Below are 19,249 nucleotides of genomic sequence, written 5' to 3' on the forward strand. Positions count from 1 at the left end.
TCACACACTTAGCACAAACAGCCTTTGCCTTATTGCGTACACAACTCGCACCGCCAAAGCGCTTATTTACGTGACCTAGACACGAATTTAACTACGTACAACAAAAGATAATTGGTTAAACTAAACCTTCGCATGCAAGCGACGACTACATTCAATAATGATATTTTCGGGGGCTAACACCATGGCTGGGCACTGTAAAAATTTATCACCTAAATTTAATGCGCTATCAAAACTCAACACTGCCATGCTTAGTGCAGCGTTATTAGTTGGATTAAGCGCATGCAATCAAACCAAACAGCCTATTGACGAAAACTTAACCAGCCAAGCAGCTGCAGCAGAAAATGCTTGGTTTAGCCCAACCGATGCAGCCGCCGTAAGCTACTTAAATGAATGTAAGGCCGAATACACAACCGCTAGCGAGCTTTTTGAAACCCTCCAAAATGCTACACCTGCAGCTAGCGACATGGCATTACTCGCAGAAATAGACAAACTAGACATAGTTATAGATCGAGTAATAAGCAAAGCCAGCCTATTTAGAAATGTTCACCCAAACGCCGCCCTGCGCGAGGCCGCCGATAACTGCCAACAAAAAGTTATCGAATTAATTACCGAAATAAACCTCTCCAAACCGCTGTACGCCAAAATAGCCAAAATCGACACAAGTCAATTAAGCGCGCTAGATAAACGATACGTAGAAGAACTTATTCAAGATTACAAGCGCTCTGGCGTAGACCTAGACGAAAAATCGCGCAACCGGATTCGCGCACTACAAGATGAAATTGTGGCACTAGGTCAAAGCTTTAACAAAAATATCCGCGAAGATGTACGCAGCATTAGCGTTAGCTCAACCAGTGAGCTTGAAGGCTTACCGCAAGATTACATAGACGCACACCCCGCCGGTGAAGACGGCAAAATAACCCTAACCACAAGTTACCCCGATTACATTCCCGTAATGCAATACGCTAAAAACGATGCATTGCGACTCGCGTTTTACAAAGAGTTTCGCAAACGCGGCTACCCTGCCAACGAAAAAGTGTTAAAAGACCTGTTAATAAAACGCGCAGAACTAGCGAAAATTTTGGGTTATAGCGATTACGCCAGTTACGTAACCGAAGATTTAATGATTAAAACCCCAGAAAACGCCCGCAATTTTATAAACAAAATAAATGTATTAGCCAAAAAGCAAGCAAACGAAGAGTATCAACTGCTACTAAACCGCTTAAAGCAAATAGCCCCCAATGCAACCCGCGTTGGCGACTGGCAAAAAACCTACCTTGAAGAACTAGTAAAAACAGAACAGTTCGATGTCGATTCACAAAAAATTCGAGAATACTTTAACTACAATGCGGTAAGGGATGGCATCTTCGACCTTACCGAATCCATGTTTGGTGTAACCATAAAACCGTGGCAAACAGAGGTTTGGCACGAGTCTGTAGAAAGTTACGAAATGTGGGAGGGCGATCACCTTGTGGGTAAATTCTTCTTAGATATGCACCCCCGTGAAGGCAAATATAATCACGCGGCCGCTTTCGGTTACCAAGACGGCGTGAAAGGCGTTCAACCACCTATCCTCGCGCTAGTATGCAACTTTCCTAGCGGCACCGACTTAATGGAACACAGCCAGGTTGAAACTTTTTTGCATGAGTTTGGCCACTTATTACACGGCTTGTTTGGTGGACATCAACCACGTATGTATTTCTCTGGCATTAAACCAGAACACGATTTTGTAGAGGCGCCCTCGCAAATGCTTGAAGAGTGGGTTTGGGATGCCGATACGCTTAAAACATTCGCCAAAAACGCCGCCGGCGAAACCATTCCAGACGACTTAATTGCCAAAATGAATGCAGGCCGCAACTTCGGCCGCGCGCTGTTTACACGCCATCAAATGTTTTACGCCGCTGTTTCGCTTAACTATTACACCGGCGACCCTACAGACATAGATCTAACCGAAACAATGAAAGCATTACAGAAAGAGTATTCGCCATATGCCTATGTTGAAGACACCTACTTTCACGCTAGCTTCGGGCACCTTTACGGTTACTCTGCCACCTATTACACCTATATGTGGTCTCTCGTTATCGCATCAGACATGTTTAGTGAGTTCGAAAAGGCAGGGCTGCGCAATCAGGAAGTAGCAACTCGTTACCGCGACACTGTGCTTGCTCCAGGCGGTAGTAAAGATGCAGCAGAAATGGTTGAAGATTTCCTTGGGCGCCCATATAGCTTTGAAACCTTTGCTAAAGGCCTAAGCTCTGATAACGCTAAAGCGCACTAAGGGGACAAAATAATGTTAAACCGTAAAAGCTTTGCTCGTAAAATTAATACACTAGCATTTTCTCTTACTGTTGCTTTCGCAGCGCTTTTAGTTGGTTGCAGCTCCGATAAAAGCACCAGCCAAGACCCAGAGCAAACTCTGCATATGGCCTTCGGCGCCGAGCCGCAAACGCTCGACCCTCATATGGCCGCAGGCGTACCAGATCTAAGACTGCTAGCAGCTATAATAGAACCCCTAGCAGAGCTAGACCCACACACCTTCGAAGCGGTGCCAGCACTTGCTAAAAGCTGGGATATATCTGAAGACGGTTTGGTTTATACGTTTCACCTGCGCGAAAATGCAAAATGGTCCGACGGTACACCTTTAACAGCGCAAGATTTTGTATTTAGCTGGCAGCGCATACTTTCACCGGCTATTGGTGGTTATTACGTACAAGACTATTACAACATAGTCGGCGCCGAAGATTTTAATACAGGTAAAAGCGAAGATTTCACCAGTGTGGGCGTAAAAGCCATAAGCAACCACGCCCTGCAATTTACTTTGCTAAAACCAGACCCTCTGTTTGTCAAACGCATGGCACATGAAACAGTAGGCCCGGTGCAACCGGCAACTATTTTAAAGTTTGGTAACATAGACGACGCCACCTCAAAGTGGACCCAGCCCCCTAACTATGTTTCTAACGGCCCATTTGTTATGACCCGCTGGGAAATTAACAAAGTGATAGTGCTAGAGAAAAACCCCCACTACTGGGATGCCGAAAACGTAAAACTAGAAAAAATTTACGCCTATCCCATTGAAGATATAGCCACAGAAGAGCGCATGTTTCGTTCCGGTCAAATTCATGTAGCGTGGGGCGGCCACATACCTACCGAAAAAATTGAAACTTATCAAAAAGAATCGCCAGAAAAAATCATCATTACTCCAATGTACGGCACTTATTTTTATATTTTTAATAATCAAGTCGCCCCATTTGATAATGCCGATGTTCGCAGAGCTTTCACCTATGCGCTAGACCGTGAAATGCTAACCTCTAAAATTGCAAAAGGCGGTAAGCAACCTGCTACCACGCTCAGTTTGCCTGTACCGCACTTCAACCCCGACTCGCCCATTGAGTATAACCCACAAAAAGCAGCGGAATATCTTGCTAAAGCGGGTTACCCCAATGGTGAAGGCTTTCCGCAAATTGCGCTGCTGTATAACACCGACGAATTACATAAAAAAATAGCCGTTGCCGCGCAGCAAATGTGGAAAAAACACTTAAACGTAAACATAACGCTTGAAAACCAAGAGTGGAAATTCTTTTTAGAAAACAGAAAGAATAAAACATTCACATTGGCGCGCGGTGGTTCTATTAGCACCTTTGCGGACCCAATTGATTTTCTGCAATCCTACATGACCGGTCACGGCATGAATGATTCAGACTATAGAAATTCAGATTTTGACGCGCTGGTTAAAAAAGCACTTTACGAACTAGACCCGGTAAAACGCGGGGCTTATTTGGAAGAAGCAGAAGAGCTTTTGCTCAATGAGGCTGCGATAGCGCCGGTATTAACCTATACGGAAGTTTTCTTGAAAGCGCCCGAGGTTAAAAACGCCATTTTCAGCGCAACTGCAAGACCAAACTATAAGGATATTTATCTCGACTTTTCGACAGCAGCGCAACAACCACAAAGCGAGTAAGTAGCCTAATGATTAAAAACATCTGTTTTGTATTGCTTGCAACTACACTAATGTTTGTTAGCGCATGCAGCAAAAATACATTAACCAATGTGGAAAAGGGCAACCGCGACAGCGAGCTTTATATAGCAAATGCCGACGAGCCCGAATCGCTAGACCCCCACGTTGCCAGTGGTAGCCCCGACGCCAATATTATTCTAGGCCTGTTTGAAGGCCTAGCTTCATTAGACCCGAAAACACTAGAACCCTCTGCCGGTGTGGCTACACACTGGGACATTTCTGAAGATGGAAAGGTGTATACCTTTTACCTAAGGGAAAACGCAAAGTGGTCTAATGGCGATAATGTAACCGCCCACGATTTTATCTATTCTTGGCGACGTGCATTACAGCCAGCCTTAGCTGCAAAATTCGCCTACATGATGTACCCCATTAAAAACGCAGAGGCCTTCAACACTGGTAAACTCACCGATTTTAACGAAGTAGGTGTAAAGGCGTTAACAGACTACACACTCGAAATTACCCTTGCTCACCCCACCCCCTATTTTATTTTGCTGCTTGACCATCATTCTTTTTACCCTGTACATAAAGCAACTATTGAAAAGCATGGCGAAATAGACAACCCCAACACACTGTGGACACGCGCAGAAAACTTTGTGGGTAACGGCCCTTTTACTCTTGCCGAGTGGAAAATCAACCAACACATTAAACTAGCTAAAAACCCACACTACTGGGATGCCAATACAGTTAAGTTAAACGCCCTTCACTTTTTACCCATAACCGATCAACAAGCGGAAGAGCGCGCATTTCGTACAGGCCAGGTGCACCTTACATATTCACCACAAATGGCTAACGAAAAAATAGCGACCTATAGAGATAATCACCCTGATGTTTTTCAGGCCTACTATACCTACAGTAGTTATTACTACGTGTTTAATACCAAGCGAGCGCCCTTCGACAACATTAAAGTTAGGCAGGCGTTCTCTATGGCTATAGATAGGGAATCCATCACTAAAAACGTAACCAAAGGCGGCGAGATCCCGACTTTCTCGGTTATTCCACCAGACCCGCAAGGCTACAAACCCAAAGCCTATTACGGTTACAACCCAGAAAAAGCCAAGCAGCTACTCGCACAGGCGGGCTACCCCAATGGCAAAGGGTTTCCTACCTTTTATATCCACTACAATACGCTAGAAACCCACAAGAAAGTTGCGGTTGCGGTACAGCAAATGCTTAAAAATGTATTGAATATTGATGTGCAACTTCACAACGAAGAATGGAAGGTATACCTAAGTACGCAAAAAAATCACAACTTCGATGTAACCCGCCAAGCTTGGATTGCAGACTACGCTGACCCAAGTAACTTTTTTGAGATATTTTTATCCTACGGCGGGAATAACCATTCGCAATGGGACAACAAACAATACGATGCGTTGGTAGAAGAAGCTGCGCGCACAATGGATTCCGCAAAGCGCTTTGAGTTGTTTGAGCAAGCCAACAAAATTTTGGCCGACGAAATGCCAATAATGCCTATTTATTTGTATTCAGACATCAACCTAGTGCAGCCCTATGTAAAGAATTGGCACCCCAACATTCTGCATAGGCACCACTACAAAACAGTTTATCTAGATCCACCAGAGGCACCTTAATAACAATGCTACGCTTTATTGTTTTTCGCTTGTTAGCCGCCATACCGGTTTTATTTTTTGTTATTTTAATTACATTCACCCTTGTGCGTATGGCACCCGGTGGGCCTTTTGATATAGATCGAGCGGTGCCACAACAGGTATTAGATAACCTAAACAAACGCTACCACTTGGACGACCCTATTCATGTGCAGTTTGGCGATTATGTTTTTAACCTGCTTAAAGGTGATTTTGGCCCATCCTTTAAATACCCTAGCCGCACCGTAACCGAACTTATTGGCATTGGCTTGCCAGCTACCATTGAGCTTGGTTTTTACGCGCTACTGGTGGCCATGGTAATAGGTATTCTCGCAGGCATTTTAGCCGGCATTCGCCCCAACACATGGCAAGACTACGTGCCAATGAGCTTTGCGATGATAGGTATATGCCTGCCCTCGTTTGTGCTCGGCCCACTGTTAATATTAAGTTTCGGTATTGGTTTAGATTGGTTCCCTGTATCGGGTTGGGGCGTAAGCCCTGGCGATAAGGTTTTGCCTTCGCTTACCTTGGGTGCCGCCTACGCCGCTTACGTAGCGCGCTTAACCCGCGGCGGTATGCTCGATGTAATGAGCCAAGATTATATTCGCACGGCACGAGCAAAAGGCCTACCTGAGTGGCGAATAGTCACTAAGCACGCCCTGCGCGGGGCATTAAACCCTGTTATCGCTTTCGCAGGCCCCGCAGCGGCAGGCTTGCTTAGCGGCTCGTTTGTAGTTGAAACTATTTATCAAATACCCGGGCTAGGTCGCTTTTATTTACAAGCCGCATTTAACCGCGATTACACCATGATATTAGGTACCACTATTTTTCTATCTGTTCTTATTATTGTATTCAACCTACTCGCAGATGTAATTCAAGCAGCGCTTAACCCTAAGCTTAAACACGGTTTAGGAGGTGCACGCTAATGACCACCTTAGATGCACTTAATCAGTACGAAGCAGGCCGTTCACTATGGCAAGATGCCTTCGCTCGATTAAAGAAAAATAAGCTAGCTATGGCAGGCTTGATCATACTCGTTAGCATGATAATACTGGCCATTTTTACGCCCCTCATCGTGCCCTATTCCTACGAAGCTCAGAACCTTGAGCTTGGCGCCACGCCACCTTCCGCCGCCCACTGGTTGGGTACAGATACATTTGGTAGAGACCAACTTACCCGCATTTTATACGGCAGTCGCATTTCGCTTATGGTTGGCTTAATAGCTACAGCGGTAGCCTTATGCATTGGCGTTTTGTGGGGCACTATTGCTGGGTTTATTGGCGGTAAAGTAGATGCATGGATGATGCGCTTTGTGGATGTGCTTTACGCCTTACCTTTCGCTATTTTTATTATTTTACTTACCGTTGTATTTGGCCGCAGCTTACTACTTCTATTTTTAGCTATAGGCGCAGTTGAATGGTTAACCATGGCGCGCATTGTACGTGGTCAGGTAATGGCATTAAGCAAGCAAGAGTTTATTGAAGCTAGCATCGCTATGGGCCTAAACCGTTGGCAAATTATAACGCGCCACTTAATTCCCAACACGCTTGGCCCAGTTATTGTTTACACCACACTTACCATCCCAAATGTTATTTTATTGGAATCATTTTTAAGCTTTTTAGGTTTAGGGATACAACCTCCGCAAAGTTCATGGGGGTCGTTAATCTCTTCGGGCGTAGAAACCATGGAGGAATATCCGTGGTTATTGATCTACCCTGCCCTTACTCTTTCTCTCACGCTGTTTGCATTGAACTTTCTAGGCGATGGCCTACGCGATGCTTTCGACCCAAGAGCCTCTAAAGATTAATACTATGAGCCACCTAATAGTTAAAAATTTAACCACCCACTTTTATACACGCGAAGGTTTAACCACCGCTGTAGATAACGTTAGCTTTACCCTAGAAGCGGGCCAAATACTTGGCATAGTTGGCGAATCCGGCTCGGGTAAATCTGTTGCTTGCTACAGTTTGCTAGGTTTAATTCCTAGCCCACCGGGCAAAGTGGTTAATGGCAGCGCTCTGTTTAACGGCGAAGACCTTCTTACTAAAACAGAAGCGGAATTACGCAGTGTGCGCGGCAGAAAAATTAGCATGATTTTTCAAGACCCTATGACCTCCCTCAACCCGCACATGCGTATAGGTGATCAACTAATAGAAGCCTATCGCTTGCACCACAAAAGCACTAAAAAACAGGCAACCGAAAAGGCGATACAGCTTCTACAAGAAGTGGGTATTAAAGACGCCGACACACGCATACGTGCCTACCCTCATGAATTTTCTGGCGGTATGCGACAGCGCGCCATGATCGCCATGGCTTTGATTACCGAGCCAGAATTATTAATAGCCGACGAACCAACAACTGCACTGGACGTAACCGTACAAGCGCAAATTCTACAGTTGATTAAATCGATCCAGCAGAAGCGACACCTAAGTGTCATTTTTATTTCGCACGACTTAGCTGTAGTTTCACAAATTGCCGACCAGCTTATCGTTATGAAAGAAGGTAAGGTGGTAGAAAGCGGTGCAACTGCGAGCGTTTTTAGCGAGCAAAAGCACCCTTATACAAAAAAATTAATTGCTGCTATTCCCAATAAAGCCAAGCAGGTTAAATATACCGCTACCGAAACCAACCCTTTGTTAACGGTTAATAATCTTTCCACCAGCTTCGCGCAAGAAACCACCAGTTGGTTTGGCAAAAAGGCCGCCCGTAAGGTAGTGGTAAAAGATATTAGCTTTTCAATTCAGCAAGGCGAAATACTCGGGTTAGTTGGTGAGTCTGGCTCGGGTAAATCTACCCTTGGTCGCAGTGTTATTAAATTAATTAACGCCGATAACGGCGAAATAAACATAGACCAACATTGCATTCACACCTTGCAAGGTGACAAGCTAAAACAAGCCCGCAAAGATTTTCAAATGATCTTTCAAGACCCGTACGCGTCGCTTAACCCAAGGTTAACGGTATTTGACGCGCTGGCAGAACCGCTGCTTTTGCACGGCATTGCCAACAAAACCAATGTGGTGGAGAAAGTTAACACCTTAATGGATGACGTAGGCCTTGCCCGTAAGTTTGTGCGCAAATACCCCCATGAGTTTTCTGGTGGCCAGCGCCAGCGTATAGCCATAGCTCGCGCCTTAGCCCCACAACCAAAGCTCATAATTGCCGATGAGCCCGTATCGGCGTTGGATGTAACCATCCAAGCACAAATATTAGAGCTACTGCTTAACCTTACTCAAAAGCACTGCCTCGCTATGTTATTTATTTCGCACGATTTAGCCGTTGTGCGCTACCTGTGCGACCGAGTAATGGTTATGCACAACGGCAACCTTGTAGAGCAAGGGCCTACCGAAGACATTTATAACCAGCCCACTCACCCTTATACCCAAACGTTAATTAGCGCGATTCCAACTTTTATGACACAAAATATGCACTAAACTGTAGTTAAGTAAAACATATTGCGATCACCGATTGCATAAATAGGCCCATCGCTACTACACTTCGCGCATTGCGCCCCCAGACCAATTTGGGGCGCCACCTCGCATACAGGAATCCCTATGAGAATCGCCGTCCTATCACGCAACCCTAACCTCTATTCTACTCGCCGCTTAAAAGAAGCCGGCGAGGCCCGTGGCCACACAGTAGATATAATCGACACACTGCATTGCTACATGGATATCACCATGAGCCGACCCGCGGTGCGCTACCACGGCGAAGAACTACCCTACTATGACGCCGTCATACCTCGCATTGGCGCGTCCATTACCTTTTACGGTACGGCGGTAGTGCGTCAATTCGAAATGATGGGCACATTCTGTGTAAACGAATCTGTAGCTATTAGCCGTTCGCGCGACAAATTGCGCTCGCTACAACTGCTATCGCGCAAAGGTGTGGGCCTACCCCGTACAGGTTTTGCCAACCGTCCAGACAAAATCAAAGACTTAATTAAGAATGTGGGCGGCGCCCCTTTAGTAATTAAGTTACTAGAAGGTACACAAGGCATTGGCGTTGTATTAGCCGACACCAACAAAACTGCAGAGAGCATTCTAGAAGCCTTTATGGGGCTAAACGCCAACATTTTGGTGCAGGAATACATTAAAGAAGCTGGCGGTGCAGATATACGCTGCTTTGTGGTGGGTAATAAAGTGGTTGCCGCTATGAAGCGTCAAGGCGCCGAAGGCGAGTTCCGCTCCAACCTTCATCGCGGCGGGTCCGCCACTTTAGTAAGATTGAGCAAAGAAGAACGAGCCACCGCCGTGAATGCAGCCAAAGTAATGGGCTTGAATGTATGCGGCGTAGATATCTTACAATCCAACAACGGCCCCGTTGTTATGGAAGTAAACTCCTCCCCGGGTTTAGAAGGCATAGAAAATGCTACCAATAAAGACGTAGCGGCATTGGTAATGGAATTTATAGAAGCCAACGCTAAACCCAACAATACTAAAACACGCGGTAAAGGCTAACAATGGACCCACTGGTAATTGGCGGTGTAGAAATTAAACCCGGCTCGGTACAACGTATCGAGCTACCAGTAGTAAAGCTGTATACAGACACAGATATGTGTATGCCGATTCACGTTGTTCGCTCGCGTAAACCCGGCCCCACAGTTTTCGTATCTGCCGCTGTGCACGGCGATGAATTGAATGGCATAGAAATTATTCGCCGCTTAATTCAGCTTAAATCACCTAAATTAAAATGCGGTACGCTTATTTTAGTTCCTATGGTGAATGTGTACGGCGTACTTAACCAAAGCCGCTATATGCCAGACCGCCGCGATCTGAACCGCTGCTTTCCAGGCTCGCCAAAAGGCTCGCTTGCGGGGCGTGTGGCCGATACTTTCCTAACCGAAATAGTGAAGCACTGCGATTACGGTATAGATTTACATACCGGTGCTATCCACCGTTCTAACCTGCCACAAATACGTGCAGACTTAGACGACCCAGAAACATTGGAACTTGCAGAAGTTTTTGGCGTACCCGTGTTACTTAATTCAAACCTACGCGATGGCTCGTTGCGCCAAGCTGCGGTCGAGTCTGGCACTAAAATATTATTGTACGAAGCGGGCCAAGCATTGCGTTACGACGAGCTTTCTATTCGCGCGGGCTTGCGTGGTATTTTAAATGTGCTTAGCCATTTAGATATGACTAAAAAGCGCATTCGTAAAAAACCAGTAAAACCCTTTGTTGCCAACACCAGTGCTTGGCAACGCGCAAATGAAAGCGGCATAGTAAATAACCTAAAAAACCTAGGTGACCAGGTACAAAAAGGTGATGCCCTCGCCTACATTGGCAGCCCCTACGGCGAACGACTAGACACCGTAAAAGCCAGTCGCTCTGGCATTATTATTGGCAAACAAAACATTCCGCTGGTGCAAGAAGGCGATGCAATGTTCCATATTGCATATTTTTCTGAAGCAGACGAAGAAATTGTAGAGAATATTGAGAAAATGCAAGATATTCTACTTCCAACAGATCAGGACCCTTCAACCTACACGGGCATGTAGTACAAAAAGACGAGAGATTTTATGGAAAAAAAAATGATAATCGGAAGTATCGAAACCTGTGATTTACCAGATTTGGGTATTTTCGATTTACAAATTCGCGTAGACACTGGCGCAAAAACATCCTCGCTGCACGTGGATAACATTCGCCGCTTTAAAGAAAACGGCCGCCCCCACGTGCGCTTCGACATTCACCCAGATATATACAATGTAGAAAGCGTAATAGAAGCTACCGCACCGTTAAAAGATATACGCCAAATAAAATCATCCAACGGTGAATCGCAAGAACGCTACGTAATTAAAACCACGCTGGTACTAGGCGACCAAAGCTGGCCAATAGAGCTTACATTAACCAATCGCTCGGATATGACCTACCTAATGCTTTTTGGCAGACAAGGCATGGGCGATAAAGTGTTGGTAGACCCATCAGAAACGTTTTTAGTTACTTCATCACCAAAATAACTAATTGATCGACTTCTTAAACTACCCGTTAATACTAGCGGGTAGTTTATGCTTCTGCGATTACTGCTATTACAGCCAAGGCCTAACACGCTGCAAATACTGCAAGTACGCATCACCAAACAATTTGGTCAGCATTTCTTCTTCTGGTTTTATTTGCATATGTGTCATTAAAAACACAAACACAATTGGCAATACCAACCCTACAAAACTAAACCTTAGCAGCAAGTAAGAAAGAATTATAAGCAGCATGCCTAAGTACATAGGGTTGCGCGTAAACCTATAAACACCAGTTTGCACCAAAGTACTGCTACGCTCTGGGTGCATAGGGTTTACGGTAGTTTGGTGTTTTTTAAACAGATATGCGCCGGCAAGAATTACACCAGCACCAACAAGCGCAATGCTTAAGCTTGCTATATAAAGCGCAACACTGGGGATAAATAAAATTAGGTTTACAGGGCAAAAAAGGGATATATGAAAGCAAAGCTCAACTAACACGCAAAATGCCAGCACCCAAAACAATGGTGGTACGGCATTTCTTTTTAAAATACTGCTTTTGAACACGCTAATTTTTAGGACTCTCTTTGCACACTAATAGCCACTAAAAACGGTAATCCACATTAAAACCGATAATACTAAACGTATCTATTTCGGTTTCTATAAGGATACGATATTCCAAATTAAAATAGGTTTTTTCGTTTAGTATTAAACCCGCCCCAATACCGTACGAGTTACCCTCTGCGCTTGCATGGTAATCTACATCTTTAATAGTGGATGTAGTTTGCGCTAGCGTCATACCTATTAAGCCATATATTTTTGCAATATCATTGGTAATCTCTGGGCGGTAATAAATAGAACGGTATTGGTTAATCCATAGCGATGCCAACTCGATGCGTCCTGTTGGGCTAGTTGAATCGAGCGCGTAGGTTTCATCGCGCAAGCTTGCCCCCATCCTAACTTCTAGACCAAGCCAGTTATTATATTTATAACCGGCAAATAACTCGGCTGTTTTTACGGGAATCTTACCCCCAAGGAAGTTATCAACGCCTATATCTGCCTGCCCTAACCCCCCACCTATATACACACCGCGTTCGCGATCGGCCATGGCGCCTTGCGATAGGGCTAATACACTACCAATAAGTATAAGTATTTGAGCTTTAGCTAGTAGCTTGGTCATAGGGGTATCTCTTTTTATAGAAGCTTGCTGGCCCTGCGGCCTAATCCTTAATTGCGGCGTATATTAACCCGTACAGCCGTATTTATGCAGTACCGCTTTCACTTCTTCGAGCTCAAATGCTTTTTCTGCATGCAAACCCGCTTTGCGCGCGCCTTCCACGTTGATCATATTATCGTCTATAAACAAAATACTGCGCGGGTCTGCCCCCATCTTATCGGACGCGTAGGCAAAGCCATGTGTATCTGGTTTGAAGTAACCAATCTCATACGACGCAAAGCAATAGTCAAATAAGCTTTCTAGACCTAAATCTTTTGTTAACCAGGGTAAATGCAGCTCGTTGGTATTGGAGTAAAAGCCTAATGTGTAGTCTTTTCGCAAGTTCAACAATAATTCCCTCGCGCCAGTAAACAAGCCCTTTGGCCAACGAGTAAATTCCTGCTTAAATTGCTCGGCAGAAATCAACAGCCCTTGCTCGGCGATAATACGCTCTACAAATTCATCGGCGGTCATAATGCCTGTTTCAAAGGCTTTGACTACCGGCGACTGCCCCCAACGCAGCCAAGCATCGGCATAGCTAACAGGCGTTTCTAGCCAATGATCCTTAAGGGGGCTGCCATCTAATTCAATTAGCACACCACCTAAGTCAAACAACAAAGTCGTCACTCGTGCATCCATAAAAGTTGCTCACACTGTAAAAAGTAAATTTTAAAGTTAAAACACACCAACGCCCATGCCATAAAGCAGTAAAATGTGCGCTAATACTGCACACTTGCTCACAGCCAACTAAGTAGAAAAGTACACCTTTTATGCCTTCGCCCCTGCAAACCTTATTTTTACAGCTACACCAAGAGCTTGTTAGCAGTAAATTGCTGTGGCAGCCGTCGCTTTTTGTAAACCCATCCCCTTCTTGGCTAAAGCTCTACCCGGCTTTAACAGAGCAATGCCTAAGCTTAAGCGAAAACCAGCTCACCGAGCTAGAGCAACAACCAGAGCTAATCCCCCTGTGGCTTAGCGCACACTTGCCACACATTACACAGCTTACTGCTCTAACCGAACTAGAGATGAACGCAAATTCAGCCACAGCGCTGCCCAAGCAGTGGGATGCTGGCATACCCGGCAGAAAAGCCAAGCAAATAAAAGCGTTTGCCGAAGCGTTCAAACCAGAGGGCGACATACTTGTAGATTGGTGCAGTGGCAAAGCGCACCTAGGCCGAACCCTTTCTGCGCTATATGCAGCCCCCTGCCTAGCCTTGGAATATAACCCAACCCTGTGCCAGCAAGGCAATGTGTTAGCGCGTAAACGCAACCTTAACACGCACTTTGTGGCAACCGATGTACTTAAGCTAGGTGTAGCCTTACCTGCAAGCTCACATATTTGCGCCTTACACGCCTGCGGCGACCTGCATAGAAGCTTGGTAGCCCAAGCTACAAGCCACCCTGTTGCCGCCCTAACGTTTGCACCGTGCTGCTACCCATTATGGCTAGACGATACTTACACACCGCTTTCGAAAACTGCACTTAAACACAATTTGCAGCTAGACCGCACAGATTTGCATTTGGCTGTACAAGAGTGCGTTACAGCTACACCAAGAGAGCAAAGCCTTAGCCATAAACAAGCAACGTGGCGGTTAGGGTTTGATTGTTTACAGCGAGACATAAGACAAAGTGATAGCTATTTAAACACTCCATCTTTGCCCCTTTCCGCCCTTAATAATGGCTTCGAGCATTATTGCCGTACATTAGCTGCATTAAAAAATTTAACGCTACCGCAAAATATTCAATGGCAGCATTATGAAAAAGCAGGCGAAGTGCGCTGGGCAAAATTACGCAGACTACAACTAGTTCGCCATGCATATAGGCGAGCGTTAGAGTTATGGCTGGTGTTAGATTTAGCACTGCGCCTCGAAGAAGCGAATTACACTGTAGTCATTAATCAGTTTTGCGACCGGGCTTTAACACCCAGAAATATTATTATAAATGCTAAATTAAACACGCATTAAATTAACACCAAGATAAAATGTATTTACATTCGCGACCAAGGCGCCTTTATTTTTACTACTTAGCAGTTCATTTCAATTCAACTCATTAAGCATAGCGCCTTGCACGAGTTGCACATCCGCTGCTTGCATACCGTTTTGCAAACAATAGTCTGGCCAGCCAGTGTAGGCGTTACTAACTTTTTGACACAGAGCTTGTGCTTCTGCAGTTTTTAAACCAAATAAATTTGCGTAACTTAAAGCGTTTTCTAACGTAGCTTTCGCTCCATGCTCACCAACTCCCATAGCTTGTAAACCGCTGCGTGTAGCCACTATGGGCAGCATGTCGTAAGCCGGTGAAAGCTGCCACTTAGCGGTAGTAATATCAAATAACAAAGCATGATTACGCGCATGGTCATCGGTATTCCCCATTACAATGTTGGCAACCATACGCATAAACAGCTCTTTATTATCCTCTTTAAAATTCGAGCAGTGCTTGCGAATAATGCTGGCCAAGTTGCAATAGGAATATGGGTTACGCTTTGAATCTTCGATGGGGCGAATACGATCTTGGTTAAACAAACTGTTGGCAGAAATAAAATGCTTTGGTGAATTAGCCACACCATCAAATCGAACAATCGCAAACGCGTTTTTACCCCCCACATTAATCAATCGAGTTTCTGGTACGTTCAAGCCAAGTACATCTTTTAAAAACTGCATACTGCAGTATTCCAGCAAGGGAACATCCACTAGGTCCCATGCTTTTGCGAACTTAACTAACCAACGAGTTTCATCATCGGCGACGGTAACCTTTGGCCGTGCGCCGCCCATAGATGACCCAGGCTCGAGCAAGGCTAATTCTTCGGGGGCAAGTTTGTGTTTTAGTTCTAGCTTCTCTGCAGCTTTAGCTAAATCGTGTAAGTGCTGCATTGTGGGCAATGGCGCCGGCACTTTAGCTTGCCCGCGCGACAAGCTATAACGCAGGCAGCCAACCCCACCTCCGCTTGTGCGAATTAACCGCTCGAGTTCGTTTGCAGGCGCGTGCTCGTGGCGCAGCAGCATAATACGCGTTCCCCAATCATCTGGCGCAGCATCACAAAACACACCAAATAAGCCGTGCTTGTTAAGTGCTCGGTAACGTTTAGTTGAAAGGGGTAGATTTAATGGGTCTAGTGGGTAGGCCCAATCGTTTGCCAACCAGCTAGCGGCATAAGTGAACGTGCCTGTGCCAGTCTTGGATTCGAGCGTGCCCGCAAAGTGCTGCTCGCCAGTGGGGCTAGCGGCAAAAACATACGCTAATTCGTAAGCCATTGTTGTTACCTCTTAGCCCGCACTTCGCGGTTGCGGCGCCCTATTTCGTCCTTATGCGGTGCCGCCAGCTCGGCTACGCCGTCTATCAGGCCGAAGGTATCTAACACCAACCAATACACTCCTATAGCTGTACCAAGCTCGCCATTTTCAACTGCGCGGTATGCGCCACGCGACAGTAAACACCGCTCTGCAGCTTCTATTTGGCTCCAACCGCGGGCTTTGCGCGCTTCTTTGATGTTTTGTGCAAATATAGCGTGTAAATTAAGCGCTTCTGCGCTAATTCCACTTAGGTAATCGTCTCTAGGCATGCCTTCCCTCTACCCTAAAATGTACACTTATATATACATTTTAGCAGTATTTGAGTATTTATATGTACACAATACTGGCAACACTATTGAATTAAAGCAAGGGATTTATACAAATGGGTAAGAACTAGCAGGCAGTAAGCATTTGACACCGCTGTATTTAGGGCTTCCACCCCAGCGCTATTTAAGTTTTATACGGGCTAACCACGCTAAATTCAGAAAGAAAGTGCTTTTATAGAAAGGTGCAGCATGTGTGGTGTGGGTAAGAAAAGAAAAGGAATGGAAAGTAAGAGAAGTAATGTTGTAACGACGTAAACTAAACTGCGCATCAATTGGGCATAAAAAAGCCGGCATAAAAGCCGGCTTCTGTATTACATGCACCTAGAACAATTAGCTCTGTAAGCGGCGACGACCAACTAAGAGGCCTGCAGCGCCAATAGCAAACAACGCTAAAGTGCCCGGCTCTGGTACAGCAGTAAGACTTACGTTATCGATAAAGCCGCCTAGAGTATTATCTAAACCCGTTGCGCCAAAAGACAAAAACATAGTTTCTGCTGTTGCAACTAAATCTAGGCTAAAGTTCATCCAGCCAAGATTGCTGTTACGTGAATAACCTTCCAAATCTAAAACAGTCGCGCCAGGCAAGCTATCGCCCCACAGCACTTCTATACCGTTATCGTTTGCGGCACCGTTGTTAGTGCGAGCATGGTACCAAAAGCTAAGCTCGTAGCTAGCACCAACAGATAAGCTATCAATCGCTTGGTACATTACCGAGTTAGTATCTGTACCTGTATGCGAATCCAACTCTACGTATTGATTGCCACTTTGTGCAGCCACAATAGTATTACGCTGAATTTCAATACCAGGGCCAGAATAGGTCTGCCAGCCATTGATGCTGCTATAAACACCCCAGCGAGAGCCAGTAAGGCCCACATCATCCTCAAAATCACCATTTACTAGCAGATTTGCATTAGAAACCGCTGAAAAAGTAAGCGCCATTACTGTTAAAGCAACGCTCTTTAAATAGCTCATTTACACATTCCTTAGAAAATAAAAAAGTTAATACTAGTGCCGCTAAAGCAATTTGCATGCCAATAAAAATTAGCTTTATATAACAACAACTTACGTATACATAAGGTTTTACGGGCTGTTGATGTGTAAATAAACCCGACAGGCACAGGGCTTGAGGTTAAACGGAAACGTTTTAATATCGCAAAAACACGAATATGCAGCTACAAAAAAAGCCCTGCTTTAAAAGCAGAGCTTTTTAATATTTTTTTACGGCTATGGGCTTTATTTGGTGTTTAAAGCACGCACTCTAACTAGACCGGCAAACCCTAAAAGCGAAAGGAATAGTACCAAGCTAGAGGGTTCTGGCACGCTAGCTATTACTGCGGATAACGAAACGTTATCTATTTGGAATGTAGAATCAACATTACCATTAATATCAAAGATATCGAACACCGTTACGACATAGTCATAGCTACTCACAAATTCAAAACTAAAGTGTCTCCAGCCTGTCCCAACAGCACTGTCTGTAACTGAACCTTCATAAACGATTTCACCATAGGCATCTACATCAAACATCCATTGAACGTCATCATAGCCACCGAATAGATCAAAAGTTGATATATCGTCAGTAAAATACAAGGAGCTTGCGAAAAAATCTGAGAAATGACTTGATGAGATATCATCAGAAATATCAGCCAAAAAATCGAATTCGAAGTTTACAACGCCTGCACCTGTATTGCTGGCCTGAAACAGCGTGCTTGCACCATATGCTGCGTTGTCCCCTATGATTGCTACCCCACCATTTTCGGCAACATCATCGTAGGCCTCCCAACCGTTAAGTCCGTCTTCGAAGTCGCCATTAATTAAGCCTGCATGTGCACCGCTAGCCAAGCCAAACGCAAGCACAGAACTAACTAAAAATTTAAATCGCATAAATATGGTCCAAAATGGGTTACTTGTACTGGTCTGTGCCAGTTTTCGGTTACAATTAGTACAACCTTGCTGCCAATAGTTTGGCACTTCGTTTAGATTCTATAAAGTGCGCATAATATAACCGATTGTTGAATTTAAAGCCATTTAGAATTTATCCAGCTGACCCAAATCTACCAATTTTCGGCAAAGCTTTTTCTTTTTCACAGAGAAAATACCTAAGCAAATATAAACAACAAAATGTTAACTACAATAAAAATATTTCTAAGCTTAATCGTTCCCGGCGCAGGCCCAATGTTTGCCAACAGGTACTGGGCAGGCAGTTTAGTGCCTTTACTTGGCTTGGCTTGGGTTATATTGCTGTGTATTACACGTTTAATTACCTTCAGATACGGGCTATGCCTACTACTTATAGGTTTAGCCTTAATTCATCTATTTACTTTTTTAAACGCACTAAAACATATAAATACAGTCGCAAACGTAAAAGCACTTACGCATTTTTTTGTACTTACAGCTGTAAACCTAGTGATTATTGTTGGTAGCCACACTTATAAAGCGCATATCTTTGGGTTTGCTTTTTACCATATACCCTCTGTCTCTATGCAGCCCACGCTTATGCCGGGCGATATTGTATTAGTTGATACATGGCACTATAAAACCAATCCACCTCATGTTGGCGATGTAATAGTTTTTAAAGGTGGAAATAACAAGCCAATATTAGTTAAACGTATAACTCGAACCCAGCAATCAAGTGCTAATGCCGAGTTCGAGCTATTTGTCGAGGGTGACAACGCTTTACGCAGTATAGACAGCAGAAGCTTTGGGTGGGTTAGCTCTAATAATCTAATAGGTAAAGTGGATTTCGTTTGGTTCAACTTTTACACATCAGACAGAATTTTAAAAAACAGACTAACCAAACAATTCAAAAAAGCAACACCTACGCCAAGGGAATCAATAGTGCAATAAGCCACAT

At 44.7% G+C, this 19,249-nt stretch carries 18 protein-coding genes; 11 read left to right on the forward strand and 7 right to left on the reverse strand.

Annotation, left to right across the window (positions count from 1 at the left end; all coding sequences use genetic code 11):
• Positions 1-181: 181 nt before the first annotated feature.
• The 9 genes from SDE_RS10635 to SDE_RS10675 all read left to right on the forward strand — a co-directional run bounded on the left by SDE_RS10635 (position 182) and on the right by SDE_RS10675 (position 11,569).
• Complete coding sequence (locus SDE_RS10635) at positions 182-2,275, forward strand: M3 family metallopeptidase (RefSeq protein ID WP_011468504.1); 2,094 nt, start codon at positions 182-184, stop codon at positions 2,273-2,275.
• 12 nt (positions 2,276-2,287) lie between these two features.
• On the forward strand, positions 2,288-3,955 hold the full coding sequence (locus tag SDE_RS10640; protein ID WP_011468505.1) for a peptide ABC transporter substrate-binding protein: 1,668 nt from the start codon (positions 2,288-2,290) through the stop codon (positions 3,953-3,955).
• Positions 3,956-3,963: 8 nt separating this feature from the next.
• Positions 3,964-5,598: a peptide ABC transporter substrate-binding protein gene (locus SDE_RS10645; protein WP_011468506.1), complete on the forward strand. Its 1,635-nt coding sequence runs from the start codon at positions 3,964-3,966 to the stop codon at positions 5,596-5,598.
• A gap of 5 nt (positions 5,599-5,603) precedes the next feature.
• On the forward strand, positions 5,604-6,539 hold the full coding sequence (locus SDE_RS10650) for an ABC transporter permease (RefSeq protein ID WP_011468507.1): 936 nt from the start codon (positions 5,604-5,606) through the stop codon (positions 6,537-6,539).
• Positions 6,539-7,420 carry an ABC transporter permease gene (locus SDE_RS10655; protein ID WP_011468508.1) on the forward strand — a complete coding sequence of 294 codons (882 nt, stop codon included), beginning with the start codon at positions 6,539-6,541 and terminating at the stop codon, positions 7,418-7,420. Before SDE_RS10650 ends, SDE_RS10655 begins: the two co-directional genes overlap by 1 nt.
• Before the next feature lie 4 nt (positions 7,421-7,424).
• Positions 7,425-9,044, forward strand: coding sequence for an ABC transporter ATP-binding protein (locus tag SDE_RS10660; RefSeq protein ID WP_011468509.1), 1,620 nt, complete (start codon positions 7,425-7,427; stop codon positions 9,042-9,044).
• 120 nt (positions 9,045-9,164) lie between these two features.
• Positions 9,165-10,070 (forward strand): 30S ribosomal protein S6--L-glutamate ligase, encoded by a 906-nt coding sequence (rimK, locus tag SDE_RS10665; RefSeq protein WP_011468510.1) that lies wholly within the window; start codon positions 9,165-9,167, stop codon positions 10,068-10,070.
• A gap of 2 nt (positions 10,071-10,072) precedes the next feature.
• A complete protein-coding gene (locus tag SDE_RS10670; RefSeq protein WP_011468511.1) occupies positions 10,073-11,110 on the forward strand; it encodes a succinylglutamate desuccinylase/aspartoacylase family protein in 1,038 nt (345 codons plus the stop codon).
• A 33-nt stretch (positions 11,111-11,143) separates the two neighbouring features.
• On the forward strand, positions 11,144-11,569 hold the full coding sequence (locus SDE_RS10675; RefSeq protein ID WP_226986418.1) for an ATP-dependent zinc protease family protein: 426 nt from the start codon (positions 11,144-11,146) through the stop codon (positions 11,567-11,569).
• 69 nt (positions 11,570-11,638) lie between these two features.
• Here the strand turns inward: SDE_RS10675 and SDE_RS10680 are convergent, their stop codons facing one another.
• From SDE_RS10680 to SDE_RS10690, 3 genes are all read right to left on the reverse strand, one after another.
• Positions 11,639-12,064 (reverse strand): methyltransferase family protein, encoded by a 426-nt coding sequence (locus SDE_RS10680; protein WP_011468513.1) that lies wholly within the window; start codon positions 12,062-12,064, stop codon positions 11,639-11,641.
• A gap of 103 nt (positions 12,065-12,167) precedes the next feature.
• On the reverse strand, positions 12,168-12,743 hold the full coding sequence (locus SDE_RS10685) for a porin family protein (RefSeq protein ID WP_011468514.1): 576 nt from the start codon (positions 12,741-12,743) through the stop codon (positions 12,168-12,170).
• 63 nt (positions 12,744-12,806) lie between these two features.
• The gene (locus tag SDE_RS10690) at positions 12,807-13,406 is read right to left on the reverse strand and encodes an HAD family hydrolase (RefSeq protein ID WP_226986419.1); all 600 of its coding nucleotides are present in this window, start codon (positions 13,404-13,406) and stop codon (positions 12,807-12,809) included.
• A 143-nt stretch (positions 13,407-13,549) separates the two neighbouring features.
• Here SDE_RS10690 and SDE_RS10695 point away from each other — a divergent pair, with 143 nt between their 5' ends.
• Positions 13,550-14,743, forward strand: a complete 1,194-nt coding sequence (locus SDE_RS10695; RefSeq protein WP_011468516.1) for a methyltransferase — start codon at positions 13,550-13,552, stop codon at positions 14,741-14,743.
• 72 nt (positions 14,744-14,815) lie between these two features.
• Here the strand turns inward: SDE_RS10695 and SDE_RS10700 are convergent, their stop codons facing one another.
• The 4 genes from SDE_RS10700 to SDE_RS10715 all read right to left on the reverse strand — a co-directional run bounded on the left by SDE_RS10700 (position 14,816) and on the right by SDE_RS10715 (position 18,279).
• Positions 14,816-16,030 carry a type II toxin-antitoxin system HipA family toxin gene (locus SDE_RS10700; protein ID WP_011468517.1) on the reverse strand — a complete coding sequence of 405 codons (1,215 nt, stop codon included), beginning with the start codon at positions 16,028-16,030 and terminating at the stop codon, positions 14,816-14,818.
• Positions 16,031-16,035: 5 nt separating this feature from the next.
• On the reverse strand, positions 16,036-16,338 hold the full coding sequence (locus SDE_RS10705; RefSeq protein ID WP_011468518.1) for a helix-turn-helix domain-containing protein: 303 nt from the start codon (positions 16,336-16,338) through the stop codon (positions 16,036-16,038).
• Between the two features lie 387 nt (positions 16,339-16,725).
• Entirely contained in the window at positions 16,726-17,367 is a 642-nt protein-coding gene (locus tag SDE_RS10710) for a PEP-CTERM sorting domain-containing protein (protein ID WP_011468519.1), read from the reverse strand.
• 261 nt (positions 17,368-17,628) lie between these two features.
• Positions 17,629-18,279 carry a PEP-CTERM sorting domain-containing protein gene (locus SDE_RS10715; RefSeq protein WP_011468520.1) on the reverse strand — a complete coding sequence of 217 codons (651 nt, stop codon included), beginning with the start codon at positions 18,277-18,279 and terminating at the stop codon, positions 17,629-17,631.
• A gap of 237 nt (positions 18,280-18,516) precedes the next feature.
• Between SDE_RS10715 and lepB the strand changes: the two genes are divergently transcribed.
• Entirely contained in the window at positions 18,517-19,242 is a 726-nt protein-coding gene (gene lepB / locus SDE_RS10720) for a signal peptidase I (RefSeq protein ID WP_011468521.1), read from the forward strand.
• Positions 19,243-19,249 lie beyond the last annotated feature (7 nt).

It is taken from the genome of Saccharophagus degradans 2-40, from assembly GCF_000013665.1.
GTDB lineage: Bacteria > Pseudomonadota > Gammaproteobacteria > Pseudomonadales > Cellvibrionaceae > Saccharophagus > Saccharophagus degradans.